This is a genomic window from Flavobacterium azizsancarii (genome assembly GCF_027980145.1).
GTDB lineage: Bacteria > Bacteroidota > Bacteroidia > Flavobacteriales > Flavobacteriaceae > Flavobacterium > Flavobacterium azizsancarii.
On sequence record NZ_JAMZNK010000019.1, the window covers coordinates 47883 to 72907 of the forward strand.

Annotated in this window: 22 protein-coding genes; 4 read left to right on the plus strand and 18 right to left on the minus strand. The window is 33.8% G+C overall.

Features of this window, described 5'->3' with window-relative positions:
• Nucleotides 1-26: 26 nt before the first annotated feature.
• Nucleotides 27-410 carry a hypothetical protein gene (locus NJT12_RS12870; RefSeq protein ID WP_271336321.1) on the minus strand — a complete coding sequence of 128 codons (384 nt, stop codon included), beginning with the start codon at nucleotides 408-410 and terminating at the stop codon, nucleotides 27-29.
• Between the two features lie 48 nt (nucleotides 411-458).
• Between NJT12_RS12870 and NJT12_RS12875 the strand changes: the two genes are divergently transcribed.
• Both NJT12_RS12875 and NJT12_RS12880 read left to right on the plus strand, forming a co-directional pair.
• The gene (locus NJT12_RS12875) at nucleotides 459-959 is read left to right on the plus strand and encodes a DUF456 domain-containing protein (RefSeq protein ID WP_271336322.1); all 501 of its coding nucleotides are present in this window, start codon (nucleotides 459-461) and stop codon (nucleotides 957-959) included.
• Between the two features lie 262 nt (nucleotides 960-1221).
• Nucleotides 1222-1818 carry a DUF937 domain-containing protein gene (locus NJT12_RS12880; protein ID WP_271336323.1) on the plus strand — a complete coding sequence of 199 codons (597 nt, stop codon included), beginning with the start codon at nucleotides 1222-1224 and terminating at the stop codon, nucleotides 1816-1818.
• Between the two features lie 74 nt (nucleotides 1819-1892).
• Here the strand turns inward: NJT12_RS12880 and NJT12_RS12885 are convergent, their stop codons facing one another.
• The 6 genes from NJT12_RS12885 to NJT12_RS12910 form a co-directional block, all read right to left on the minus strand.
• The gene (locus NJT12_RS12885; protein WP_271336324.1) at nucleotides 1893-2801 is read right to left on the minus strand and encodes a pseudouridine synthase; all 909 of its coding nucleotides are present in this window, start codon (nucleotides 2799-2801) and stop codon (nucleotides 1893-1895) included.
• A 333-nt stretch (nucleotides 2802-3134) separates the two neighbouring features.
• Complete coding sequence (locus tag NJT12_RS12890) at nucleotides 3135-4091, minus strand: geranylgeranylglycerol-phosphate geranylgeranyltransferase (protein WP_271336325.1); 957 nt, start codon at nucleotides 4089-4091, stop codon at nucleotides 3135-3137.
• A 66-nt stretch (nucleotides 4092-4157) separates the two neighbouring features.
• Nucleotides 4158-4748: a DUF502 domain-containing protein gene (locus NJT12_RS12895; RefSeq protein WP_271336326.1), complete on the minus strand. Its 591-nt coding sequence runs from the start codon at nucleotides 4746-4748 to the stop codon at nucleotides 4158-4160.
• Between the two features lie 75 nt (nucleotides 4749-4823).
• A complete protein-coding gene (locus NJT12_RS12900; RefSeq protein WP_271336327.1) occupies nucleotides 4824-5762 on the minus strand; it encodes a mevalonate kinase family protein in 939 nt (312 codons plus the stop codon).
• A 307-nt stretch (nucleotides 5763-6069) separates the two neighbouring features.
• Nucleotides 6070-6288, minus strand: a complete 219-nt coding sequence (locus NJT12_RS12905; RefSeq protein ID WP_271336328.1) for a hypothetical protein — start codon at nucleotides 6286-6288, stop codon at nucleotides 6070-6072.
• A 30-nt stretch (nucleotides 6289-6318) separates the two neighbouring features.
• Entirely contained in the window at nucleotides 6319-7407 is a 1089-nt protein-coding gene (locus NJT12_RS12910; protein WP_271336329.1) for a diphosphomevalonate decarboxylase, read from the minus strand.
• Between the two features lie 147 nt (nucleotides 7408-7554).
• Here NJT12_RS12910 and NJT12_RS12915 point away from each other — a divergent pair, with 147 nt between their 5' ends.
• A complete protein-coding gene (locus NJT12_RS12915) occupies nucleotides 7555-8031 on the plus strand; it encodes a TspO/MBR family protein (protein WP_271336330.1) in 477 nt (158 codons plus the stop codon).
• A gap of 56 nt (nucleotides 8032-8087) precedes the next feature.
• Complete coding sequence (locus tag NJT12_RS12920) at nucleotides 8088-9080, plus strand: tetratricopeptide repeat protein (RefSeq protein WP_271336331.1); 993 nt, start codon at nucleotides 8088-8090, stop codon at nucleotides 9078-9080.
• Between the two features lie 12 nt (nucleotides 9081-9092).
• On the opposite strand, the gene NJT12_RS12925 is transcribed toward NJT12_RS12920, so the two are convergent.
• The 11 genes from NJT12_RS12925 to NJT12_RS12975 form a co-directional block, all read right to left on the minus strand.
• The gene (locus NJT12_RS12925; protein ID WP_271336332.1) at nucleotides 9093-9836 is read right to left on the minus strand and encodes a hypothetical protein; all 744 of its coding nucleotides are present in this window, start codon (nucleotides 9834-9836) and stop codon (nucleotides 9093-9095) included.
• Nucleotides 9837-9983: 147 nt separating this feature from the next.
• On the minus strand, nucleotides 9984-10631 hold the full coding sequence (locus NJT12_RS12930) for an HAD family hydrolase (protein ID WP_271336333.1): 648 nt from the start codon (nucleotides 10629-10631) through the stop codon (nucleotides 9984-9986).
• 4 nt (nucleotides 10632-10635) lie between these two features.
• A complete protein-coding gene (locus tag NJT12_RS12935; RefSeq protein WP_271336334.1) occupies nucleotides 10636-11844 on the minus strand; it encodes a BaiN/RdsA family NAD(P)/FAD-dependent oxidoreductase in 1209 nt (402 codons plus the stop codon).
• Nucleotides 11845-11985: 141 nt separating this feature from the next.
• A complete protein-coding gene (locus NJT12_RS12940) occupies nucleotides 11986-12663 on the minus strand; it encodes a glycerophosphodiester phosphodiesterase (protein WP_271336335.1) in 678 nt (225 codons plus the stop codon).
• Between the two features lie 221 nt (nucleotides 12664-12884).
• Nucleotides 12885-14474 carry an alpha-amylase family glycosyl hydrolase gene (locus NJT12_RS12945; RefSeq protein WP_271336336.1) on the minus strand — a complete coding sequence of 530 codons (1590 nt, stop codon included), beginning with the start codon at nucleotides 14472-14474 and terminating at the stop codon, nucleotides 12885-12887.
• Nucleotides 14475-14995: 521 nt separating this feature from the next.
• Nucleotides 14996-16813 carry a glycoside hydrolase family 13 protein gene (locus tag NJT12_RS12950; protein WP_414655392.1) on the minus strand — a complete coding sequence of 606 codons (1818 nt, stop codon included), beginning with the start codon at nucleotides 16811-16813 and terminating at the stop codon, nucleotides 14996-14998.
• A 208-nt stretch (nucleotides 16814-17021) separates the two neighbouring features.
• Nucleotides 17022-19136 (minus strand): glycoside hydrolase family 97 protein, encoded by a 2115-nt coding sequence (locus tag NJT12_RS12955; protein ID WP_271336338.1) that lies wholly within the window; start codon nucleotides 19134-19136, stop codon nucleotides 17022-17024.
• Nucleotides 19137-19163: 27 nt separating this feature from the next.
• Nucleotides 19164-21467, minus strand: a complete 2304-nt coding sequence (locus tag NJT12_RS12960; RefSeq protein ID WP_271336339.1) for a glycoside hydrolase family 65 protein — start codon at nucleotides 21465-21467, stop codon at nucleotides 19164-19166.
• Nucleotides 21468-21739: 272 nt separating this feature from the next.
• Nucleotides 21740-22393: a beta-phosphoglucomutase gene (gene pgmB, locus NJT12_RS12965; RefSeq protein WP_271336340.1), complete on the minus strand. Its 654-nt coding sequence runs from the start codon at nucleotides 22391-22393 to the stop codon at nucleotides 21740-21742.
• Nucleotides 22394-22411: 18 nt separating this feature from the next.
• Entirely contained in the window at nucleotides 22412-23767 is a 1356-nt protein-coding gene (locus NJT12_RS12970) for an MFS transporter (RefSeq protein ID WP_271336341.1), read from the minus strand.
• A gap of 179 nt (nucleotides 23768-23946) precedes the next feature.
• Complete coding sequence (locus NJT12_RS12975; RefSeq protein WP_271336342.1) at nucleotides 23947-24978, minus strand: LacI family DNA-binding transcriptional regulator; 1032 nt, start codon at nucleotides 24976-24978, stop codon at nucleotides 23947-23949.
• Nucleotides 24979-25025: the final 47 nt, after the last annotated feature.

The window sequence follows — 25025 nt, forward strand, 5'->3', positions numbered from 1 at the left end:
TGAACTAATTAGGTGCAAAAATACGATTATTTTTTTTGAGATGCTTTGTATTGAAGATAATCTTCGTAGCTTTCTGAAAGCCATTGTTCTTTGTTTTGCGCTGCAACTTCTTTTTGTTCAGGATATAAGGATGATAAGCGATCTGAGAAAGCAGCAATTTGAACAGTATAGTTGTAAAAATCTTTTTTAGTTAAAACAACATCCGGATCATTTTTGCGACTAAAGTATTCAAAGAAAAGTTTGTCAAAATCTTTCATAGAAAAATTTAAAACTTTTTTCTTATTACTTTTATAAATACTATCCTGAATTAATTGATCTTCGACAGAAAGCTTTTTGTTTTGTGCATATGTAGTATTATTGATCAAAATAATCAATAAAGTAAATAATGCTATTTGCAAAAGTTTACGCATTGGCTGGCTTTACTAAGGATCTTTAGATACAAAATTACAAAAAAATATATGGATTTACTATTGTTGTTACTCGGTTTTATATGTATGATTGTTGGTGTTTTTGGTAGTTTCTTACCTGTTCTTCCGGGTTTATCCAGTTGTTGGGTAGGTTTATTATTGTTGTATATGACAAAAGCGGTTGAAAATAATTATTGGGTTTTAGGGATTACACTTTTGATTACGATAGTCATTACGATTCTGGATTATGTAATTCCTGCAAAAGGAACCAGGAAATTTGGAGGAAGTTCTTATGGAATTTGGGGAACTAATATCGGTTTGATCGTTGGTATTTTGGCCCCTATACCTTTTGGAGTTATTATTGGTCCGTTTGTTGGCGCCTTTGTTGGAGAATTAATTTATGATTCTAAAAATCATCAGCGTGCACTAAAAGCTGCAACAGGATCACTACTAGGGTTTCTTGCCTCCAGCTTTATCAACTTTATGTTTTGTATTATTTTTCTAGGTATATTTCTGCACACGACATGGGAATATCGAACATTATTGTTTTAATTATGTAATACAGATTAAGCTTTTTTCTTATTTTTTTATTTTTGTATAAAATATTTTTTTACTTTGGTTTGATAACGAAAGCGTTATGTTTATTGGCTGAGAACGTTTTTTTTGTTAAATAATTGTTTGCAGAAGCCTTTACTTTTTAACTTATTTTTTGGAAATGTTAAAATATTTTATATTTTTATCCTGATAAACGATAAAAAGCCTCACTTTATCGGTTATTTTTAATGGATTTAAATAATTTTTAAACACTTTAAGTATGACCCCAAACCTACAAATTGAACTTAGACGTTTTATTTCTTCTAATGTTGTTTCAAAATTGAACAAGTTTTATTTTGAAAATGATGCACTTTTAATCAAGGGAATTGATGTTTCGATAGGTACAGTTTTAATGGGTTTGTACAATAGGGCCGAGGAATCGGGTTTTTGCAAAGAAGTTGTTTCGCAAATACAGGAAGGCTCTACATTTTATCAGGAAGTTGATTTTACATCCGGTCGGATTTTATCGGTAGATGATTGTTATCGGATAGAAGGAAACGCTTTACTGAAAGAAATCTTTACCAATAAAAAGGGTAGGATTTCTGAAATGATCTCTAACGAAGTCGGGATCAAAAGCGAGACCGCCAGAGAGATTCTAAACTTTTCAGCGTTATTAGTTGCTTCTTACCTTAAAAATAATGTCCAAATTTTAGATAGTTTAAAATTGCTACTGGACGATCAAAAAAGAGATATTTTAAATAGCATTCCTCCCGGAATCAAAATTATCCTTGGATTTTCATGTTACGAATCAGTTGAAGAAAAAAACCAATCTATCGGCAGATCTATTTTTACACTTTTTGGTCATAACTTTTTTTAACTTCTGAAAAATAAAAAATCCCGTCTTACAAATGTAAAACAGGATTTATATTTAGATCGATTTTGATTCGTTTATTAAACGTTTTTCAAATTGATAACTTCTTGGTCAGTCAAAAAACGCCAGTTACCTCTAGGTAAATTCTTTTTTGTTAAACCTGCAAATGATACACGGTCAATACGTAAAACATCATAATCAAAGTGTTCGAAAATTGCACGAACTACTTTTACATTCGATGAGCGTAATTTAAGGCCTACTTCGCTTTTTGCTTCTTTCTCTATGTAGCTTACTTCTTCAACAAACACACGGTGTCCTTCAAGAACTAAACCTTTGCTGATTTTTTCTAAATCCTCAAATTTCAAGTTTTTATCTAACGAAACCTGATAGATTTTTGATGATTTCTGACTCGGTAAAGTAAATTTACGAATCATATCCGTATCATTAGTAAACAACAACAAACCAGTAGTGTTCTTGTCCATTCTACCAATCGGAGCAATTTTTGAAGTTGTAGAACCACGAACAAGTTCTAATACATTACGAAATTCCTGACCTTCGTCAAGAGCTGTCGTAAAGTTTTTAGGTTTGTTCAATAAGATGTATTCTTTCTTTTCAGGAGTCAAAACAACACCATCAAAATTAATAACATCATTCAATTTTACTAAATAACCCATTTCAGTTACCGGAATACCGTTTACTTTAACGTTTCCAGACTGAATGTATATATCAGCATCACGACGTGAACAAACTCCAGAATTAGAGATGTATTTGTTCAAACGAATTTCGTCTGCAGCTTTTTGTCTTTTTGGAGCCTGATTCTGTTTTTTGATTTTTTCAGCCTTTTCTTCTTCGGCAGCCTTAACAGCAGGTTTCACTTTTTTTGGCCCTTGCGCGCGCTTCGCCATAGGAGGTTTTGGCTTGTTAGAGCTTGGTCTAGAACTATTTGGCCTAGAACCACCTCTTTTATTATTGCCTTCCTTATTGTTCATAAATTCTGTAATTTGTGCAAAGATAGTTTATTCTTGCTAAATAATCCTAAGTTCATTGTCCTTAGATTAATAGCCTTTTATTTTTGGTGTTACTGGAGCCGTACAATTGGCTTTTTTCAGGCAGGTTTCCCGCTTTCGGCTTTATCTTGTTTCATCCCGAAGTTTCAGGACTACAATGATATCGCCTCTATTGGGGCTAGGTTCAAACAATTGGCTTCTTTTATACATTTTGAAAAGAAGTTTTAGCCCAAAGTTTTGCAAAGTTAATGCAGAGATCACAAAACATTAAAATAAAGAAATCTGTGTAATATGCCTAATATGTGGGCTGTTTTCTTAAGACTTTAAAAGCAGATTCTTCCCGTGCCACAAAATACTCGGATTGATCAAAACGATACAGCAAACTCCCGAGACAATTAAAAATTTAAGTACATTATGAAGTAATAAATATTGTTCTTTAGAGTTCGATTTCCATAAATAAATCAGGAAAAATAGTAAAACAGCAAAACAGACATAAAAGTAGATGTCCATATAACCTACATCATAAATGTTGATTAAAACATAAACAGGAACCACTGTTAGTATTGTCAAAGTGGTAATAATTTGCTTAGAAACTGTTTCGTTATAAATGATGGGAATTGTTCTGTAATTATTAGCTAAGTCACCTTTTAGATTCTCTAAATCTTTGATCATCTCCCGAATGAGCAATAGCAAAAACAAGAAAACGGCATGTGCTGAAATTACCATAAAATGGCTCATATGGTCTTCGATTTCTTCGAACGAAACCTTATTGTAGAAATACAGCAAAATTGCGAAAAAAGGTAAAACGGCCAGGAAAGCTGCGGTAAGATTTCCAATAATCGGGTATTTTTTTATTTTGTGAGAGTAAAACCAAATCAGGAAAATATAAGCCGAAAAGAACAAGAATGCACGCCAGGAAACAATCAAAGCCATTAAAGCGGCAATAAAATTTAGCGTAAAATAAACCAAAAGTTTTGTTTTCTGACTTACCAATCTGTCCAACATCGATTTGTTGGGTCTGTTGATTAAGTCTTTTTGGCTGTCATAAAAATTATTAATAATATATCCTGATGCAATAGTAATTGCAGAAGCAAAAACGATTAAAAATAAGTTGAAATCAAGTAAAATGTCAAGGGCTCTTTTCTCTGGAGCTAATATAAAAATAGCAGATAAATATTGTGCCAAAACAATAATAGGAATGTTGTAACCTCTCACTACTGAGAACAAGCTAACAATTTTCATTACTAAAAGTTTATGCTGTCTGCTTAACATTTTTTAAAGTTCGTTTGGGATTTTAATTTAAGGGCTTGTTTTAAAACTTGAATTTGGCTGCGAATGCTAAAGTTTGTTTTTTAGTAACGCGGCTGAACCAAAACCTAATTTCCGAATGCAAGCTAAGGCTTCTTTTTGAGAAATGTCAACTTCTTTGATGTCTTTTTTTTCTACAAAACAAACAGAGCCACTCCATGGGTTTGGTGCAGCCGGAACAAAGACTGAAAAGTTGTTTTCGTTTATTTGCTCTATCAAAAAAGCAAATTGTAATCCTGCATCTGTTGGAACAAGAACGACTTTTAAATTTTCGTTAGATTCTAAACCCATAATATTTTCATTCGTTTTCTTGATGAAAGAATAGCCGGGAACGAAGCTTAATATTCCGTTTTCTAATCTTTGAACGAGTTTTTTTGCATAATCTGTTCTGGCAATTAAACCAGCAGTAATACAAATAATAAATATGATTATTATGGCTGTAATTTCCTCAATAGCCAATCCTAAAATTTTTACTTTAGGGAAATGACTTATGATTGGTAATGTGATTTTCTGGATAATATGATATCCTTTTTCCAGAATGACCAGTAATAAAACCAAGGGGGCTAAAAACAGAATTCCACCTAAAAAAGTTGTTTTGATAATCTTTAAAATACTCTTCATATTAAATAACTTTTAGGGTGATAAATTCTACGAAAGCGTATTCAATAGGCTGGAATTATTTAAAGAAGTTTAAATTTAGAATTGGTAAACAACTTCTAATTTATAATCTTTTAAAGATACTTTAGCACGTTCTAAATCCTCAGTAAATCCAAGAATGTAACCACCTCCGCCAGAACCACAAAGTTTTAAATAATAATCATTTGTATCGATTCCGTTTTGCCAGATTCCGTGAAATTGTTCCGGGATCATTGGCTTAAAGTTGTTTAAAACGACTTTTGATAGTTTTTTAGTATTCGTAAACAATGATTTCATGTCGCCATGTAAAAAGTTTTCTACGCAAGCATCAGTATATTTTACGAATTGATTTTTAAGCATCGCACGGAAACCTTTATCTTTTAGGTTTTCCATAAAAATGTTCACCATTGGAGCAGTTTCACCTACGATTCCTGAATCTAATAAAAAGACAGCACCTTTTCCGTCAAAACTTTGAGTCGGAATACCGGTTGCTTCAATATTGTCTTTAGAGTTAATTAAAATCGGGATACTCAAATAACTGTTTAGAGGATCTAAACCAGAACTTTTTCCATGGAAAAAACTTTCCATTTGAGAAAAAATATTTTTTAGCTGTAACAGTTTTTCACGAGTTAAATTCTCTAAAACCGTTATTTTGTGTGTAGCATATTTGTCATAAATAGCAGCAACAAGGGCACCACTACTACCGACTCCGTATCCTTGTGGGATACTAGAATCGAAATACATTCCGGTTTCGACATCATTTTTTAAACTTGCCAAATCAAAAGTCACCAATTCAGGTTGTTCTGTTTGTAAAGTTTCAAGGTAAGATGCAAAACGTTGTAAACTTGCATTTGATGCAATTGCTTCTGCCGAAGGATCTTCGGTTCTTTTCAATGCACCATTGTAAAAATTATAAGGAATAGAAAGTCCTTTAGAGTCGCGGATGATTCCGTATTCTCCAAAGAGTAATATTTTTGAGTAAAATAATGGTCCTTTCATGTTTATTGTATGTCTTTCTTTATTTTATTTGGGTCTTGTCGTGTGTCAAAAATGGTATGAATTTTAATTTCATTAGAACCAAAACTATACAAGAGACTTGATTGCTTTGTTACAACACATTTTTGATGTTTTTTACTTACTGATGATTTAGGGAAAATTTCAGGATTCATACTTATTATTGAAATTGCTTTTTGAAATTTCACTAAAAATATTTCTTTCGATTTCTTAGACCATCTTGCTACAATAAAATTTAAAACATCATCTAAATTTCTCTCAGCTGTTTTTTAAATATTTACTTTAAGATTCACTACCTGTATTTTTTCATCACATCTTCAAAGCTTTTAAATTCTCCTCTTTCAAATTCTAATTCACTTTGAGCAACATCTTCTTTTTGAATATCAGTCAAATCATCCCACCAATCTTTTTTCTCTTTTCGTAGCAATTTTGCAACAGCCATAATGATTGAAGGATCATTAGTCTCTTTCAACATATTTATCGCTTCGAGTTTTTCTAATTGAATGTCCATAATCAAAATTTTAACTAAAGATACGCAAAATTATAATGCAATTGCACCATCTCCAATTTGGTCGCAAATGTACTGACGATTCTGACAAAATACAACTAATTCGTCCTGAATAAATTGAAGTACTTTATCACTAACATTTTTAGGGTATAAAACGTGAACATTTGCTCCGGCATCAAGCGTAAAACAAACCGGAATTTGTGTCTCATTTCTGAATTTCCAGATTGCATTTATAATCTGCAAAGTATTTGGTTTCATCAAGATAAAATAGGGCATTGAAGTCATCATCATAGCATGCAAAGTCAAAGCTTCGCTTTCGACCACTTTGATAAATTCATCTAAATTTCCATTTTCAAAAATAGCAATCAATTGATCCAGATTTTCATGCGCCTGAGCAAAACGTCTTTCGGCATACGGATGATTGTGCATTAAATCATGTCCAACAGTACTTGAAACTTGTTTTTCGCCTTTGTCAACCAATAAAATAGTATCCTGATAATTCTTGAAATTCTCATGAATAGTATACGGGAATTCAACTCCATATAAATCTGAACTTCCTTCTATGTTTTTTTGATCTCCCCAAGCCACTACACTTCCTTTTACACTTCGGCAAGCGCTTCCAGAACCTAAACGGGCTAAAAACGAAGCTTTTTGATAGAAATAATCCTCTGCCATTTCTGGATTTAGTACTTTTTCTAAACTCATAAAATTCATTGCCAAAGCTGCCATTCCGGATGCGGAAGAAGCAATTCCGGAACTGTGTGGAAACGTATTTTGGGTATCAATCGTAAAATGATAGTCTTTCAAAAAAGGCAAATAGATTTCGATTCTTTCTAGAAACTTCTGAATTTTTGGCTTGAAATCTTCTTTTGGCTTTCCTTCAAAAAGTAAATCAAAAGAAAAATTATTATTTGCCGAAGCATCTTTTTTCTCAAAACGCAATTTCGTGATCGTTTTACAATTGTTAAGCGTAAAACTAACCGATGGATTTGCCGGAATTTGATTGTCTTTTTTCCCCCAATATTTTACTAACGCAATATTGCTGGGTGCGCTCCATTCAAAGTTTCCGTTTTCGATAGTCGAAGTATATTTTTTAGGAATAAAATCAGTTGCTGTAAACATGAATTATAAAATTTTGGCAAAGATAGTTTTTAAATATTTTTACCATATAAGTTATATAAGAAAATGTAAGCAAATCTAAAATGAACTTATATTACTTATATGGTTTAACCTTTCTTTTTAACTATTTTTGGATAAAAATTGAATAGAATGAACAAGATAGTCAAAATCGTCATAGCACTTTTTATTTGTTTAATGGTAGGGTATTCTGCGAGTACTGTAACGAGACCAAGCGTAGAATCTTGGTATCCAACGCTTATAAAACCAATTTTTAACCCGCCTAACTGGATTTTTATGCCGGTTTGGACAATGCTTTATATTTTAATGGCAGTGGCGGCAGGATTGGTTTGGGATAAAATAAAGGAACAAAACCAGGAAGTAAAAGTGGCATTAGGATTCTTTTTAATTCAATTGACATTGAATGCTATTTGGTCGTATATCTTTTTCGGCTTAAAAAACCCGATGTTGGCTTTGATCGAGATTGCACTTTTATGGTTAATGATTTATGAAACGTATTTAAAGTTTACCAAAATCAACAAAACCGCAGGTTATTTATTAATTCCTTATATGGCTTGGGTTGCTTTTGCAGGTATTTTGAATGCCAGTATTTGGTGGTTGAATAAATAGAGTTTTAGGTTTTTTTTGGTTTCAGGTTTCAAGTTTAATCGATACGTTATTATTTTATGAATAAATTCAAGGCTTTCGTTATTGTATTGATTTTAGTATCATTTAAGACTTTTGCTTGTTTGAATGGTGATACTAAAGAACTAAAAAATGGAGTTATAGTTTATGCAGATTATGAAGGACTTGTTCCTCACGGGCACAGTTTTTTTATAGAGAATTTCACAAAATTAATTTCGGAACTTGATCGTTTGTATGAAAAAACGAATAATATAGATTATTTGTCTGATAAAGGATATGTTTTAATCGTTCAAAAAAAGTACGAAGAGGCATTAAAATTATATTTGACTATTGAGCAAATTAAACCCAATCGATATTCTACCGCATCGAATATTGGTACTCTTTATGAGTTAATTGGAGAAAATGAAAAGGCTTATAAATGGATCAAAAAATCAATTCAGATTAATTCGGAATCTCATAGTGGCTCAGAATGGTTGCACTTGAGGATATTAGAAGCGAAGATTAAAAAAATAAAAAATGTTTCAGGAGAGTTTTTAATCAACACCAATTTTGGGGACAGCGTTGTTCCTCAGACAAAATTATCAAAAAAAGAGTTAGCGACATTGAGCAAAGCCGTTTATTATCAGGTAAACGAGCGTATGTCATTTATAAAACCAAAAGACGAAATTATCTCGGTTTTGCTTTTTGAATTGGGAAATATGGTAAGGATTATAGGTGAAAAAGAAAATGCTGTACGAATATATAATCTGTCAAAACAATACGGATTTCAAGATGAGTTAATCAATAGTAGATTAATTTTTTATCATCAAAATGTATTTAAATTCTATGAGAAGGAAAATATTAAATTGTATAATTTGATTGATAAGATAAAAAAAAGTAAACAGGGGGTTGATATTGAACAAGTCAATCAAATGAATACTGCTTTAATAATTTTGTCTATAACTGTTGCAGTCTTATTGATATCCTTGATATTTCTTTATTTTAAATGCAAGAAGTTAAAGGACTATATCATTTTACATGATTTTACTAAATAGATTTTTAACTTTTTATTTTTCTGTTTTTACCTTTTTGAACGCTTCATTTTTAGTATATAAAAAGTCCATTGTAGTTAACACGTTATTGTTTTCCATAAGGTTTTTAGATCTTGGATCGGCGTCGCAGAAATCTAGAAAAAGTTCAACTTCTTCAGGAGGTAATTTTAATTCTTTGGTAAAAAAAGTAGAAGGAATTGATGCTGCGACAAGTTTTCTGAAAACCGTTTCGGATGTTTTCTTTTCCAGTTCTTCTTTTTTATTATTTTTAAATAGATTAAAAACTCCTTTTCCCATTCGGCCAAAATCCATACCATTTGGAATTGTTCCGTCATAAACACCAGTATATTTCTGCAAAGATTGGTTGTCTTTTGCAAACTTTGTTGCGTCCATATCTTGTTGAGAAACTTTAAAAGGGGTGAGTTTCATATTGGTTATTACAACTTCTTTTAATTCTTCGGCTTTGATAACCATATTGATGGTAATATTGCTTTTGTCAATATTTTCCCTGGATATTTTTAATCTTGAAAAATAGTAATCTTGAGCAAAAAACAACAAGCTATCTTTTTCTCTAACCAAAATAGAAAAGTCTCCCATATAATCTGTTGTTGTGCTGGTTTTCGCTGTTTTATTGATAACCTCTACTTTTTTAAGTGGGTAGTTGTTAGATAATACTTTTCCGTGAAGTAATTTTTCTGTTTGGGAAATTGAAAACTGGTAGGTTAACAAAGAAATTGTTGTAAGCAGTTGTATTTTCATTTAATGGTATTTAGCTGAGCGTAAAATTATTAGAATTGTCTTAACGAAAACTTAGCGAATGTGTAAATTCTTGTTAATTCGAATTTTTGTAGTTTCAGTCACAGTCGCAGTTTCAGACTGTGACTTAAACTGCGACTGATTACTTTTTTACAATATTTCGATTAAATCCAAAGGTGTGTTCAATACCACTTTGGCGCCAGTTGCTATCAACTCGTCTTTTGTTCTATATCCCCAGGAAACACCCACAGCAAACATATTGGCATTAATTGCGGTTTGCATATCAATATCAGAATCTCCTACAAAGAGTATTTCTTCTGTTTTCAGGTTCCATTTTTTACTGATTTCTAAAGCTTCAAACGGATTTGGTTTTTTAAGTGCTTCTGTACTTAAACCAATGGCAGCGTCAAAATAATCAGGGAATATTTCTGCCGCTATTTTTTTGGTAAGTTCATCGGCTTTGTTGGAAAAGACAGCTAGTTTGATGTTTCTTGAGACTAACTGATCTAATAATTCGACAATGCCTTCGTACGGTTTTGTTTTTAAGGTGCAAATTTCACGATATTTTGTAATCATGCAATCAAAGCATGTTTCAATTTGTTCCTCAGAATTTTTTGATGTCGGTAAAGCTTTACTGACCAAATTCCGTAAACCACTGCCTATAAAATATTGATAAGTGTCGTAAGTATGAGTAGGGTAGTTTAGACTTGTAAGTACGGTATTCATAGCATCTGAAATGTCTTCTAATGAATTGACTAACGTTCCGTCTAAATCAAAAATAATTCCTTTAAATTTCATTGTATTAAATATTGTTTGCCAAAATAAACCCGCTTGTCCAGGCATTCTGAAAATTAAAACCTCCTGTTATGGCATCGATATTGACGATTTCACCAGCAAAATAAAGGTTCTGATGCAATTTGCTTTCCATGGTTTTGAAGTTGATTTCTTTTAAATCGATTCCGCCGGCGGTTACAAATTCTTCTTTAAAAGTACTTTTTCCGTTGACCTGAAATGTTGCTTTTGTAAGTTGAGCAGCTAAGTTTTGCAATTGAGTTTTAGATAAATCTGCCCATTTCGTTTCGGCTTCAATTCCGGATGCCAGAACTAAACTTTCCCATAAACGATTCGGGAAATCGAAAGGAGATTTTTTAGAAACGGCTTTTTTAGCGTGTTCCTGTTTTAAGTCTTTCAGGATTTTTTCAGCATCTTCGGTATCGACATCGTTTAGCCAATTGACATAAATGGTAAACTGATAATTTTTATCAAATAAAGTTCTTGCGCCCCAAGCTGAAAGTTTTAAAATAGCAGGGCCGCTCATTCCCCAATGTGTTATTAATAGAGGTCCTGTTGATTCGAGTTTGGTATCTTTTACGTTTACGGTAACTTGTGCCGCAACGCCGGGTAATTCTTTTATACGGGAATCTTTTATGTTGAAAGTAAATAGGGAAGGAACAGGACTTACAATTGCGTGTCCTTGTGTTTGCAGCATTTCCCAAATTTTAGGATTACTTCCTGTAGCCAGAACTAATTTTTCGGTAGCATAGTTTTCATCCTGAGTATCAATTTTCCAATGATTATCAGCCTTAAAAATCGATTGTACGCTTTGTCCCGTCAATACTTTTATGCCTAATTTTCCGGTTGCTTCAAGGAAACAATCAATAATGGTTTGTGAGGAGTTAGAGACCGGAAACATTCTTCCGTCATCTTCAATTTTCAATTCAACACCATGTTTTTCGAACCATTCGATCGTATCTCCTGAACAAAATTGGTGGAAAGGCCCGCGAAGCTCTTTTTCGCCACGCGGATAAAATTTGACCAATTCATTTGGTTCAAAACACGCGTGTGTTACGTTGCATCTTCCGCCACCGGAAACACGAACTTTAGAAAGAACTTCTTTTCCTCTTTCTAAAATGGCAATTTTCAGTTTCGGATTTTTCTCTGCAATATTAATCGCTGTAAAAAAACCTGCAGCGCCTCCGCCAACAATGATTATATCGAAATTTTTGATCATATTTATTTAGGTTGCCACGAATTACACGAATTGGCACGAATTTTAAATTTTGGTTTGTATTTTTTTGCCACAGATTACACAGATTAAAAGGATTTTTAAAATCTGTGTAAATCCTTTAAGCTGTGGCTAAAATTTTAAACTTTATAGTTTATCCGGAAAATCACTGATAATTCCGTCTACGTTGTAACTTTTTATTTTTTTAATGTCCTTTTCGTCGTCTACTGTCCAGGGGAAAACGAGAAACCCTTTTTCTTGTATCAGTTTTACTTTTTCAGAACTCAATAACTGAAAATCGGGATTAATGGCGAATGCTTTTATCAATTCGGCGAAAGCCAGAGCTTTGTCCAGATCTTCTTCTGTTAAAACTCCAATGAGAATATTTGAATTTAGATTTGATGTTTCTTGCAGTAAATCCCACTCGAAACTTGAAACGATGAAATCTTTATAATTCCAGTTTTTCTCTGCAATATATTCTTCAATTAATGCAACAACTTTACCCGCAGTTCCTAAACCTTTTAGTTCGATATTAATGAGGCATTTTTTGTCTACCAAATCAAAAACTTCTTTTAAAGTTGGTATTTGATATTTGCCATCAATCAAAAACGTCTTTAATTCAGCTAAAGAAAAAGCATTTACAAAACCTTTGCCGTTGGTCGTTCTGTCGATTGTTTCGTCGTGAATGACTATAATATGTCCATCAGAACTAAGGTGAACATCTAGTTCGATTCCGTCAGCATTTAAGTCTAATGCTTTTTGAAAAGACTTTAGCGTATTCTCAGGTTCGTATCCTTTTGCACCGCGATGCGCTATTTTTAGCATGTATGGAGAGTTTAACCGCAAAGGTCGCAAAGTTTTACGCAAAGTGCGTTAAGGATTGGATAAAAAGTTAGCCACAGATTATAGGATTAAAAATGATTTTGTTTCACGCAGATTTTAAAATGATTTTAGCAAATCCGAGCTGATAATCTTTATAATTTAAATCTGCTTAAATCTTTTAAAATCTGCGTGAAACAATTTTGGGACTTTGTAACTGCTTTATATTATCTGAGTTCCAATAAAACAAGTCCAAATTCAGAATGTACAAAAGCTTTTCCGTCCTGAACTTCTATTTCTTGTCCTGAAAAAGAATCTTTTAGTTTGGTTCCATCCTTAAAAATAGAATCAACAGGAAGTTCTTTAACACCAATTCCTAAATCTAAACCTATTACAACTTGGTCCGTATAATTACCATTAGTATAGCTTCTAGAAAATATATACGGTTTTGCCGAAATCATATTATGTATTCCTGCGCCAATTGCTGGATGATTTCTACGAAATTGCCCAAGTTTTTGCCAATGCCAAAGTATTTTTTGTGTTTCTTCGTTCGACTGAATATCTTCCCAATTCATTAAAGATCGTAACGTAGCATCGCCTTCTGTACCTTCGATAACTAGGGAACGACCTGATTCATCACCATAATATACCTGAGAGATTCCGGGAGAAAGCAATAATTTAGTTCCTGATTCATATGTTCGGTTGCGATGTGCATCAAAAGGATCAGGATCATCGTGCGAGGATACGTAATTAAGAACACTGTAACCTTTTAATTCATTATGAAGTTTCTCAGAATATTTAGAGAATATAACTTCATAATCGTTTTGTGTATCTCGTTTAAATTCAAAATTGATCATACAATTAAAACCATGTTGGAAATAATTTACTTTTCGATCTCCAAAATCATAGTCCTGTCCATTGCTTATCTCATAACCGTATACTTCGGCAATGGTATAGAAAGGGTTTTGGTCTAATATTTCTGAGGGATGGTTTTTTTTCCAGGTTTCAAAAGCATAGTCACATTGTTTTCTAAAATCGATCCAGACAATTTCTTCTGTATGTTTTACAGTATCTGCCCTGTAACCGTCAATCCCGAATTCGAGAATATAATCGGTTAACCATTTTATGATGTAATATTTTGGACTTCTGGGATAATTGGTCCTTTTGAAAAACTCCTCTAATGAAGCAATTTCTTTATCATAACGACCTTCGTTTTTCCATTTTTCGAGTAGAAAAGTTGGCAATTCCACATTCTGAGTGCTTTCGGTTCGTACATCCGGCAGATTATCTACCAAAGTGCACATTGTAGTATTTGCGAATGATTTATAGTCACAAACGACTCCTGTTCTTACCCAGTCTTCTGGCCAGATAGGATCTTCAGGAGTTACGGGACCGGTATGATTGATAACGCCGTCAAGCATAATTCTGATACCTTTTGCATGCGCTTTTTTGACCAGATTAGCTAAATCTTCTCTGGTCCCAAAATTTGGATCTAATGCTGTCCAGTCTCTTGCCCAATAGCCATGATAACCATAACTAAGTCCGGTTCCTTCGTCGACACCACCGTGAATTTGTTCTACAATCGGTGTAAGCCAGATGACATTTATGCCTAATTTATCGAAATAACCTTCGTCAATTTTTTTAATAATTCCGATGATATCTCCGCCTTCAAAGCCACGTAATTTTCCCGGAGTTTGGGTTCGGTTGAAGTTTAAATCGTTAGAAGTATCTCCGTTATAAAAGCGATCGGTAAGTAAAAAATAAATAGTTGCTCCTTCCCAAACGAAAGGTGTTTTTGAAGTATTGTCGTTATTCATTGAAATTGATTTTGAACATTATTGTAGAGACGCACAATAGTGTATTTCTAAATAAAGAATATTAAAGATAAATAAAGGAAAATGGAGTTCCTTGTTTATTTTAAATTTAACAGAGATTTATAAAAAAAATCCGCTAGGAATTCACGAATTTCTATTCTTCATAAGAGATTAAATATAATTCGTGAATTCGTAGCGGAAACTTTGTCTTAAATTTTAAACACATAGAGACATAGATTTTATTCCTTTTGAAGAGGTGAAAATAAATGATAAATCATTTACACATACCTATGGCATAAAAAAAATCCGCCACGTATTTACGAATTATTGTTTAATAAAATTCGTGAATTCGTAGCGGAAACTTTGTCTTAAATTTCAAACACATAGAGACATAGATTTTATTCCTTATAAAAAGATTAAAAATAAATGACTAGTCATTTACACATAGCTATGTTTGTTAATGCAAGTGAAACGCCTTTTACTGCACTAAGAAAAGCTATGTTTCTATGTGTTTTATAAAAAAATTATTCCAATTCTAAAACAATTGCCGATTTTGGCTCTAAAGTAATTTCAGAAGCCAGATCGAATGTTTTACCGGTTAGGATATCTTTTCCTGATTTAAAGTTTTTGATGTTTTCTTTAAAACGATTTGTTTTGATGGTTTGTGCTGTAGCATTGTTATTAAAAACCACCATTACCGTTTTAGCATCGGTATATCTGAAATAAACATAAGTGTTGTTTTCCGGAATGTAATGTGTCATTTTTCCAAAATGAACTGCTTCATTCGATTTTCTCCAGTTGAATAATTTTGATGTAAAATCGAAGTATTTAGCTTGTTCCGGAGTTCTTCCTGCTGCAGTTAGAGCGTTGTTTTTATCGCCAGCCCATCCGCCAGGAAAATCTTGTCTTATATCAGCGTCGCCTTTGCTTTTGTCTCCGCCCATTCCAATTTCTGAACCATAATACAATTGTGGGATTCCACGAACGGTTGCCAATAAAGTCATTGCCAGTTTGTATTTTGGAAAATCGTATTTAAACTTATCATTCATACGATCTGTGTCGTGATTTTCGGCAAAAACCAAAATATTATTCGTGTTTGGATACAAATAATCCATTGCAAAATTATTGTAGAATTTAATCAGTCCATTGTCCCAGCTTGGTTCGTCTTCGTTGAAAGCAGAGGTAACCTGACTTTGAAGCGTAAAATCCATTACACTTGGTAAATTCGAATTATAGTTTTCGATTGCACCAATTTTACTGTCTTTTTGCCAATAGGCTAAATTCGCCTGATTGTGCATCCAGATTTCTCCAACAATATTGAAGTTTGGATATTCATTAGTAATTGCTTTTGCCCAATTTGCCATTGCAGCAGGATCAGAATAATTATAAGTATCTACCCTGAATCCATCAAGATCTGCATATTCAATCCACCAGATGGCATTTTGAGTTAAGTATTTTGCTACTAGAGGATTTCTTAAGTTAAGATCCGGCATAGAAGGAACAAACCATCCATCGATACAAATTTCCTGATCTATTTTTGAAGCATGAATATCTGTAATTACTTCACGACGGTGATGTGTTTGTGTAAAGGTTTCAAACTGATTAAACCATGTTTTTGTTGGCATGTCTTTGATCATCCAGTGTGTGATTCCCCAGTGGTTGGTCACATAATCCATAACCAGTTTCATGTCTTTTTTATGCATTTCGGCAGCAAGACGCACGTAGTCTTCATTGGTTCCGTAACGAGGATCTATTTTGTAAACATCAGATTGGCCGTAAGTATGATACGAATGTTGTTTGTCATTGTCTTCTAATAAAGGCGTGTTCCAAATTGTGGTTGCACCCAATGAAGAAATATAATCTAAGTTTTTGATAATTCCTTCGATATCTCCACCGTGACGACCGCTTGGGTCCTGACGATTTCCTTTTTCTGTTAAAGCTGCATTGCTGTCATTTTTAGGATTTCCGTTAGCAAAACGATCCGGCATGATCAGGTACATCATATCTGATGCATCGTAACTTTTTCTGTTTGCTGAATTTGCTCTTCTTTCTTTAAGCGAATATTTTTGAGTAAAAGCAACTTTGTTTTTGGTTTTGAAAGAGAAAAGCAATTCAGATGCTTTTAGGTTTTGCGTATCTATTGTAACGAACAGATAGTTTGGATTTTCTGTTTTTTCTACATTTTTAATCACCACATTGTTCGAAACCGAAGTTTCGTATTGTGCAATGTTTTTTCCGTAGAACATAATTTGTAGTTCCGGATTTTGCATTCCTGCGTACCAAAATGGTGGTTCTGTTTTCTGGATTTGCGCTTTCGCGGAAGCAGAAAATAACAAGACCATTAAGATTATTTTATAGAGGAAATGGGTTGTTTGAATTCTTGTTTTTTGGATCTTCATAATCTAATGTGTATTAAATACCTAACAGGTTTGAAAAATCTGTTAGGATATTGTGAGGTTTCCTAACAGGTCTCCAAGACCTGTCAGGTATTATTTAAATCTTAAAAAAAAGACAAGTAATCTTGGGGAAAATCACTTGTCTTTGAAAAAATTATTTGGTTTCGATTATGCTAATAGCATAACCTCCGCCCGGAGCAGACAACTGCGATAATTTTGATTTGTTTGTTACAGCAATTTTCTTGATGGTATAAGCCTGCGGATTTGTTTTGTAATGCGCATCTTTTGCATCAGCATAAATTGTTGCCGTATATTTTTTACCTTTTTCAAGGAAACTGAAATCAATATTTGATGTACGTGGAGTTTCTCCGTTTACATTTCCTACGAACCAATTGTTTGTTCCTTTTGCTTTACGTGCAACAGTAACATAATCTCCAGGTTCAGCTTCGATATATTTACTTTCAGACCAATCGATAGCCACATCTTTAATGAATTGGAAAGCATCCGGGAAACGGTTGTAGTTCTCAGGAGTATCAGCTGCCATTTGCAATGGGCTGTACATGGTAACGTATAATGCCAATTGATTTGCAATGGTACTGTTTACATGCGATTTGTTATCAGGATTCATTTTGCTGATATCCATTTCGAAGATTCCAGGTGTGTAATCCATTGGACCTCCAATTAAACGTGTAAAAGGTAAAACCGTTACGTGATTTGGTTTAGAACCTCCAAAAGCCTGGTATTCTGTTCCTCTTGCAGATTCATTTCCAATTAGGTTAGGATATGTTCTTGCAATTCCTGTTGGACGAACTGCTTCGTGAGCATTCACCATAATTTTATAATCAGCTGCTTTTTCGATTGCATATTGATAGTGGTTTACAATCCATTGATCGTAATGGTTTTCACCGCGAGGCAAAATATCACCAACATATCCGCTTTTTACAGCATCGTATCCGTTGTCTTTCATGAATTGGTAAGCTTTGTTCATGTGACGCTCGTAATTACGAACAGAACCTGAAGTTTCATGGTGCATCATGATTTTTACACCTTTTGATTTAGCATATTCGTGTAAACCTTTTACATCAAAATCAGGATAAGGAGTTACGAAATCAAAAACATAATCTTTTGAATGACCAAACCAGTCTTCCCAACCTTCGTTCCAACCTTCAACTAAAACAGCGTCGAAACCATTTGCAGCAGCAAAATCAATGTATTTTTTTACGTTAGCATTATTTGCTCCGTGAGTTCCGCTTGGTTTTGCTTTTGCGTAATCAGAAACACCCAATTGTACCGTTGGGAAATCGTTTGTGTATGACCAAGAGCTTTTTCCTGTAATCATTTCCCACCAAACACCAATGTATTTTACTGGTTTAATCCAAGACGTATTATCGATTTTCGATGGATCGTTTAAGTTATAAGTCATTTTAGAAGCTAAGATTTCTCTTGCATCATCGCTCACCATAATAGTTCTCCAAGCCGAGTGACTTGGTGCTTGCATATAACCTTTATCTCCTTTTGCATCCGGTGTTAACCAAGATTCGAAAATCATGTTTTTGTCATCAAGATTTAGGTGCATACAAGAATAATTGATCAAAGCTGCTTCGTGCAAGTTGATGTACAAACCATCGTTTGTTTTCATCATAAGTGCAGTCTGAACTCCTGTTGGAGAAAAGTTTTTTTGCGAAACATTAGCTGTATATGCTTTTTCAGATAAACCTCTGATTTCAGATAATTTAGATTTTGTATAATCGTATTCCTGAGTGTCATAATCTCCCGGAATCCAAAATGCTGTGTGGTCGCCCGCCATTGCAAATTGAGATCTCTCTTCTTTGATTACGAAATAGGTAAGGTTTTTTTGAGTTGGAAATTCATATCTAAATCCTAGTCCGTCATCAAATAAACGGAAACGAATTATGATTTGTCTTTCAGTTCCTTTTTGATTAAGAGTAACTGCCAATTCATTATAATGATTTCTAATTTTATCTACTTCTCCCCAAACCGGTTTCCAGGTTTCATCAAAAGTCGAAGTTTTAGTATCGACAACCGTAAAGTCATTCAATAAAGATTTTTTATCATCTTTAAGTTCAAGACCTAATTTACTGGTTTTGATAACCTCTTTATTTTTATATTTCAGATTATAAGTTGGAGTTCCGTCGTTTTGAAGCGAAAATTCCATTACGAACTTGCCTTCGGGTGATTTTAATTGTTGTGCTTCAGCAATCGAGCTAAAAGCAAACAAGATTAAACTTGCGAAAAATAAGTTTTTCATGTTTTTTAGTTTTTAGAGTATTGTAATTTAATTAATTTGTACAAATTTACTTGCAATTACCGGATTTCCGTTCACTACAATTGTTAAATCCTGATCACCATCTACCGTAAAAGTAGTTTCATCGTGATTTACAGATACTTTTAGAATTTGATTTCTAAAGTTTATTTTAAAAGAGTAACCTTTCCATTCTTTCGGAATTTTTGGAGAAAAATGCAATTGATCATTTTTAACTCTCATTCCGCCAAAACCTTCAACAATACTCATCCATGTTCCTGCCATTGAGGTAATATGACAACCTTCTTCAACTTCTTTGTTGTAATCATCAAGATCAAGACGAGAAGTTCTTAAATAAAAGGTGTAAGCCATATCCATTTTGTCTAAATGTGCTGCCTGAATAGAGTGTACGCAAGGCGAAAGTGAACTTTCATGAACCGTAAAGGATTCATAGAATTCGAAATTGCGTTTCAATTCTTCTTTAGAAAAATGATCTTCGAAGAAATAAAAACACTGTAAGACATCGGCTTGTTTGATGTAAGGCGAACGTAAAACACGATCCCAAGACCATTTCTGGTTGATCGGGCGTTGAGATTTATCTAAATCTTTTACCGGAACTAAATCTTTGTCTAAGAAACCATCTTGTTGTAAATAAACCCCCAATTCTTCTGATTTTGGGAAGTACATATTGTCAGCTACTTTTTTCCATGCCTGAATTTCAGCTGCTGCAAGATTTACTTTTTCTAAGATACGTTTGTGATCTGCAGGATATTCTGCCGCTACTTTTTTAATTTGTTCTTCAGTATAATCAATACACCATTTTGCAATATAATTGGTGTAGAAATTATTATTGATATTATTCTCGTATTCATTAGGACCTGTAACTCCAAGAATAACATATTGATTTTTGTCTTTAGAGAAAGAAGCTCTTTGGTGCCAGAAACGCGCAATACCAATTAAAACTTCCAGTCCTTTTTCAGGAATATAAGAGTAATCTCCGGTGAAACGATTGTAGTTGAAAATAGCAAAAGCAATCGCACCATTTCTGTGAATTTCTTCATGGGTGATTTCCCATTCGTTATGGCATTCTTCACCATTCATCGTAACCATTGGGTACAATGCTGCTCCGTCTTTGAAACCTAAATTGTTTTGGGCATTTTCGATCGCTTTATCCAATTGATTAAAACGATAAGTCAATAAGTTTCTCGCAACTTGCTGATCTTTGGTTGCCATGTAAAAAGGAATACAATATGCCTCAGTATCCCAATAAGTAGATCCGCCGTATTTTTCTCCGGTGAAACCTTTTGGCCCGATGTTCAAACGTGAATCTTTTCCTAAATAGGTTTGGTTCAATTGAAAAATATTAAAGCGAATTCCCTGTTGTGCTTTTACATCTCCATCAATTGTAATGTCTGACATTTCCCAAATTTTAGCCCAAGCATCAATTTGGTTTTGAAGTAAAGTATTGTATCCTAAATTAAGGGCCGTTTTAATGCATTTTTCGGCTGCAGCCAAAGTATTATCGTGGTTTAGAGAAACCGTATATCCACCAATTTTCTGGATAGATGAGGTTTGCCCTTTTGCGATAATAGTGCCGTAAGTAAACTGAACTTTATCAGCTGTTGAATCGATTGTAGAAGGAGAAATATTTACATTTTCGCCATTTGCCAGAATCGTATTGTGCATAAAAGTAGTTACTTTAAAATGCGTTTTAAAAGTCTGTGCAGTAACAAAAGCTTCGTTTGTTCCTTTTTTTACTTCAAGAGGTTCCCAGAATTTTTCTTCCCAGTTGGCATCTTCATTGGTAACTCCGGCATCAACATAAGGTCTGTAAACAATTTTTGCATCTTTGTTTAAAGGTGTAATTTCATATTTGATAATTCCCACTTCATCCAGATCCAAAGAAAGAAAACGACGAATGTTTACGGCAATTTCAGTTCCGTTTTTTAGCGTTGCTTCAAAAGAACGATTGTACCATCCTTCTTTCATGTACAACTCTCTGCGGAAGTTTCTAACTTCAGTACACGTATTTAAATCAAGATTTTCTTCATTGATTTCAACGTCGATTCCAATCCAGTTTGGAGCGTTTAATACTTTTGCAAAATATTTTGGATATCCGTTTTTCCACCATCCCACTTTGGTTTTATCCGGATAATAAATTCCGGCAATATAACTTCCCTGAAAAGTTTCGCCAGAATATGTTTCTTCAAAATTGGCGCGTTGTCCCATAGCACCGTTCCCGATACTAAAAAGACTTTCAGACGACTTTACGCTGCTGGCATCAAATCCTTCTTCAATGATGGACCAGTTGTCTGGTTTTATATAATCTTGATTCATTTTTTTCTTTAATTAGATAGTTGGGCGATTAGAGAATTAGAAAATGTGTCAATTAGATAATTATTTGATTGACGTTTCTAATTTGATCTTTAATTGCTGATTGTTTTACTGTTTTGATTGATGATTTGTAATGATTTATTCATTTGTTTCAATTTGATAATCATTTATTTTCTAATGATCTGATTTGCACATTTTAAATTAGGGAATAGAGAATTAGTCAATTAGATAATTCAGGATTAGGGAATTATCTCATTTTCTAATTGTCACATTTTCTAATTAATTAACTTGTCGATAAAGCTTTCGTCTATTAAAGTGAAATCTTTAAAAATGTAATCGGCTTCATGTAAAATTGTTTCCTCTCCAATTCCCACACTCACCATTCCGCCAATGTTTGCTGCCTGAATTCCTGCGACAGAATCTTCGAATACAATTGAATTTTTTGGATCAATGTTTAATAATTGAGCCGCTTTCAGGAAAACTTCCGGATCTGGTTTGGCATTGGTAACGTCGTTTCCGTCAACAATAACATCGAAATACGAAACGATTCCGGTTTTCTCAAGGATTGGTCTGGCATTTTTACTCGCAGATCCCAAAGCAATTCCCTGATTTTTTTCTTTTAATAGTTGCAACGTTTTAGAAACTCCCGGAAGAATCTCACTTTCATCCATGTCAACTAAATAAGATAGGTAATCTTCATTTTTCTGAATTAGCCATTTGTCTTTGTCTTCCTGAGAAGCCTGAACATTTCCTAATTCAAGAATGATGTCCAACGAACGTACACGACTTACACCTTTAAGTAGTTCGTTATTTTCGTGTGTAAAATTTATATTTAATGCCTGAGCGATTTTCTGCCAGGCTAAAAAATGATATTTGGCGGTATCAACGATTACGCCATCAAGGTCGAATATGAATGCTTTTTTGTTCATTATAAGGGGGATTCTTATTTATGATTTTTGAATAGTGTCGTCTACATCTTTTACTTTGTAGACTAAAAGAGCCGCGATTAAAAAGCTGACTCCGCTTGTGATTAAGGCGTAAATTGCGTCGCCGTTGTAAAGGTATTTTACAATTGGACCTCCAATAAGGGCATTTATAATTTGCGGAATAACAACAAAGAAGTTGAAAATTCCCATGTAAACTCCCATTTTCTTAGGCGCAATTGATCCGGCAAGAATTGCATAAGGCATTGCCAGAATACTTGCCCAGGCAACTCCAATTAAAATCATTGGTAATACAACCCAGTTTTCATTTGGCATGAAATAAATCGAGATTAATCCGATTCCTCCAATGATTAATGAAACTGCGTGAGTTGATTTTCGTCCGATTTTTTTAGCGATGTAAGGCAGGAAAAACAATGCGATTATAGCAGAAACTAAATTGTAAACTCCAAATAGAATTCCAACCCAATCCCCGGCATCCTGATATTGCTGGCTTGAAGTATCGCTTAATGGCAGTCCGTAAATGTGATGTGCAATAGCCGGAGTTGTAAAAACCCACATACCGAATAATCCGAACCAGGAGAAAAATTGTACCCAACTTAGCTGACGCATTGTTGTTGGCATTTTTGCAAAGTCCGTAAAAATGTCAGTAAGTTTTGATTTTTCTTCAGAAGGAGCGTCTTTTTCACTTTGAGGATCTTCAAAATTGGCTAATTCTTCGGGAGAGTATTCTTTTGTTGTAAAAAGTGTTACCAGAATAGAACCTATTAAAACTGCCGCTCCAATAATAAAAGAAAGCGTTAAGTTCAAAGGTACACTTCCCGGAACAGTGCTGTTTGAAACATGAAAATACTTGGTTAAAACATACGGTAAAGCAGAACCAATTACGGCTCCAAAACCAATTAATGAAGTTTGAATACTGAAACCCGCTGTACGCTGATCTGTTCTTAAATTATCACCAACCAAAGCACGAAAAGGCTCCATGGCAATGTTGAAAGAAGCATCCATAATCATCAGCATTCCGGCTCCAACCCATAATGCAGGTAATACTGAAATGAAAATATTAGCTTGCGGCATTAAAATTAATCCAACGGAAGCTAAGATTGCACCAACAAGAAAAAATGGTTTTCGTCTGCCGAATCTTCCCCAGGTTTTGTCGCTGTAATGACCAATAACAGGCTGCACTATTAATCCCATAAGAGGAGCAATAATCCAGAACCATGATAATTCATGTACGTCGGCACCAAAAATTTGAAGAATTCTGCTGGCATTTGCATTCTGAAGTGCAAATCCCATTTGTATTCCCAAGAAACCAAAACTCATGTTCCAAATTTCCCAGAAACTTAATTTACGCTTTTCCATTATCGTAATTAAAGAATTAATTAGACGATAAGCGCTTTGCTTATCAAAACTTACTTATGGTTCGAAGTAAAAGTAAAAGCTTTGAGCAGGTGTAAAAGTATTAATTATTTTTTTAATTCAAATCATAAAAAAACCATAAATAATATTTATGGTTTTAGAATGTGTTGATTTTAAGAAAATTAGTCAGTAGATTCTCTTTCTATTAAGTGGGTTTCAATAACCTCAGTAGTATAATTTTCGTTTTCCTCATCATCGTCATCGTGGTCAGCTTCGAGTCTTTCGATGAGCATTTTAGCTGCTTTATTGCCCATTTTTTCACCACTTTGGCTTACAGTTGTAATACTTGGAGTAGAATATTTAGAGATAATTCCGTCAGTAAAAGCAATTACAGCCAGATCTTCAGGAACTTTAAGTCCCATTTTGTTCGCTGTTTTGATAATGGTTACGGCAAAAAGTTCATTAACAGCAAAAACAGCATCAAAAGCTCTGTCGTGCAAAAGTTGGCTGATGGTTATTTCGCAAGTATCTACATCTTCAATTTTTATAATTAAATCTTCGTTAAACGGTAATCCGTTATCCAGAAGGGCTTTTTCGTAACCATCGGTTCTTAATTTTCCAACACTTACATAATCAACAGTAGTTACAAGAGCTATTTTTTTTCGGCCACTATCAATTAAACTCTGTACAGCTTCATAAGCAGCAGCTTTATCGTCAATAATTACTTTATCACATAAAATATCGTTAGTTACACGGTCAAACATTACCACCGGCATTCCCTGATTGATTACTTCGGTAATGTGGTGAAAATCACCTTTGTATTGCGTTTCCTTAGAGAGAGACATGATAAAACCATCGATACTTCCGTTCGCCAGCATTTCCATATTCAGGACTTCTTTATCAAAAGAATCATCAGACAAACAAATGACAACACTATAGCCATTTTCGTTCGCAACCTGTTCGATTCCGTTGATTACAGTAGAGAAAAAATAATGTACAATTTCCGGAATGATAATCCCAATACTTTTGGTTTTTCGGTTTTTTAGACTAAGGGCAATGTTGTTTGGTTTATAGTTGTAAAACTTTGCGAAAGCCTGCACTTTTAAACGTGTTTCTTCGCCTATTTCTAAACTGTTCCTTAGTGATTTTGAGACAGTTGAAATAGATACGTCAAGTTCCTTTGCAATCTGTTTTAGGGTTATTTTGCGTCTCATAGTAATTGTTGAAAAAAATCTAATTATTAATAAAGGTATCTTTTATT

Bases quoted from the DNA above. Each gene is read 5' to 3' on its own strand.
- NJT12_RS12870 (WP_271336321.1), bottom strand. From the start codon at position 410: ATGCGTAAACTTTTGCAAATAGCATTATTTACTTTATTGATTATTTTG.
- NJT12_RS12875 (WP_271336322.1), top strand. From the start codon at position 459: ATGGATTTACTATTGTTGTTACTCGGTTTTATATGTATGATTGTTGGT.
- NJT12_RS12880 (WP_271336323.1), top strand. From the start codon at position 1,222: ATGACCCCAAACCTACAAATTGAACTTAGACGTTTTATTTCTTCTAAT.
- NJT12_RS12885 (WP_271336324.1), bottom strand. From the start codon at position 2,801: ATGAACAATAAGGAAGGCAATAATAAAAGAGGTGGTTCTAGGCCAAAT.
- NJT12_RS12890 (WP_271336325.1), bottom strand. From the start codon at position 4,091: ATGTTAAGCAGACAGCATAAACTTTTAGTAATGAAAATTGTTAGCTTG.
- NJT12_RS12895 (WP_271336326.1), bottom strand. From the start codon at position 4,748: ATGAAGAGTATTTTAAAGATTATCAAAACAACTTTTTTAGGTGGAATT.
- NJT12_RS12900 (WP_271336327.1), bottom strand. From the start codon at position 5,762: ATGAAAGGACCATTATTTTACTCAAAAATATTACTCTTTGGAGAATAC.
- NJT12_RS12905 (WP_271336328.1), bottom strand. From the start codon at position 6,288: ATGGACATTCAATTAGAAAAACTCGAAGCGATAAATATGTTGAAAGAG.
- NJT12_RS12910 (WP_271336329.1), bottom strand. From the start codon at position 7,407: ATGTTTACAGCAACTGATTTTATTCCTAAAAAATATACTTCGACTATC.
- NJT12_RS12915 (WP_271336330.1), top strand. From the start codon at position 7,555: ATGAACAAGATAGTCAAAATCGTCATAGCACTTTTTATTTGTTTAATG.
- NJT12_RS12920 (WP_271336331.1), top strand. From the start codon at position 8,088: ATGAATAAATTCAAGGCTTTCGTTATTGTATTGATTTTAGTATCATTT.
- NJT12_RS12925 (WP_271336332.1), bottom strand. From the start codon at position 9,836: ATGAAAATACAACTGCTTACAACAATTTCTTTGTTAACCTACCAGTTT.
- NJT12_RS12930 (WP_271336333.1), bottom strand. From the start codon at position 10,631: ATGAAATTTAAAGGAATTATTTTTGATTTAGACGGAACGTTAGTCAAT.
- NJT12_RS12935 (WP_271336334.1), bottom strand. From the start codon at position 11,844: ATGATCAAAAATTTCGATATAATCATTGTTGGCGGAGGCGCTGCAGGT.
- NJT12_RS12940 (WP_271336335.1), bottom strand. From the start codon at position 12,663: ATGCTAAAAATAGCGCATCGCGGTGCAAAAGGATACGAACCTGAGAAT.
- NJT12_RS12945 (WP_271336336.1), bottom strand. From the start codon at position 14,474: ATGAATAACGACAATACTTCAAAAACACCTTTCGTTTGGGAAGGAGCA.
- NJT12_RS12950 (WP_414655392.1), bottom strand. From the start codon at position 16,813: ATGGTCTTGTTATTTTCTGCTTCCGCGAAAGCGCAAATCCAGAAAACA.
- NJT12_RS12955 (WP_271336338.1), bottom strand. From the start codon at position 19,136: ATGAAAAACTTATTTTTCGCAAGTTTAATCTTGTTTGCTTTTAGCTCG.
- NJT12_RS12960 (WP_271336339.1), bottom strand. From the start codon at position 21,467: ATGAATCAAGATTATATAAAACCAGACAACTGGTCCATCATTGAAGAA.
- pgmB (WP_271336340.1), bottom strand. From the start codon at position 22,393: ATGAACAAAAAAGCATTCATATTCGACCTTGATGGCGTAATCGTTGAT.
- NJT12_RS12970 (WP_271336341.1), bottom strand. From the start codon at position 23,767: ATGGAAAAGCGTAAATTAAGTTTCTGGGAAATTTGGAACATGAGTTTT.
- NJT12_RS12975 (WP_271336342.1), bottom strand. From the start codon at position 24,978: ATGAGACGCAAAATAACCCTAAAACAGATTGCAAAGGAACTTGACGTA.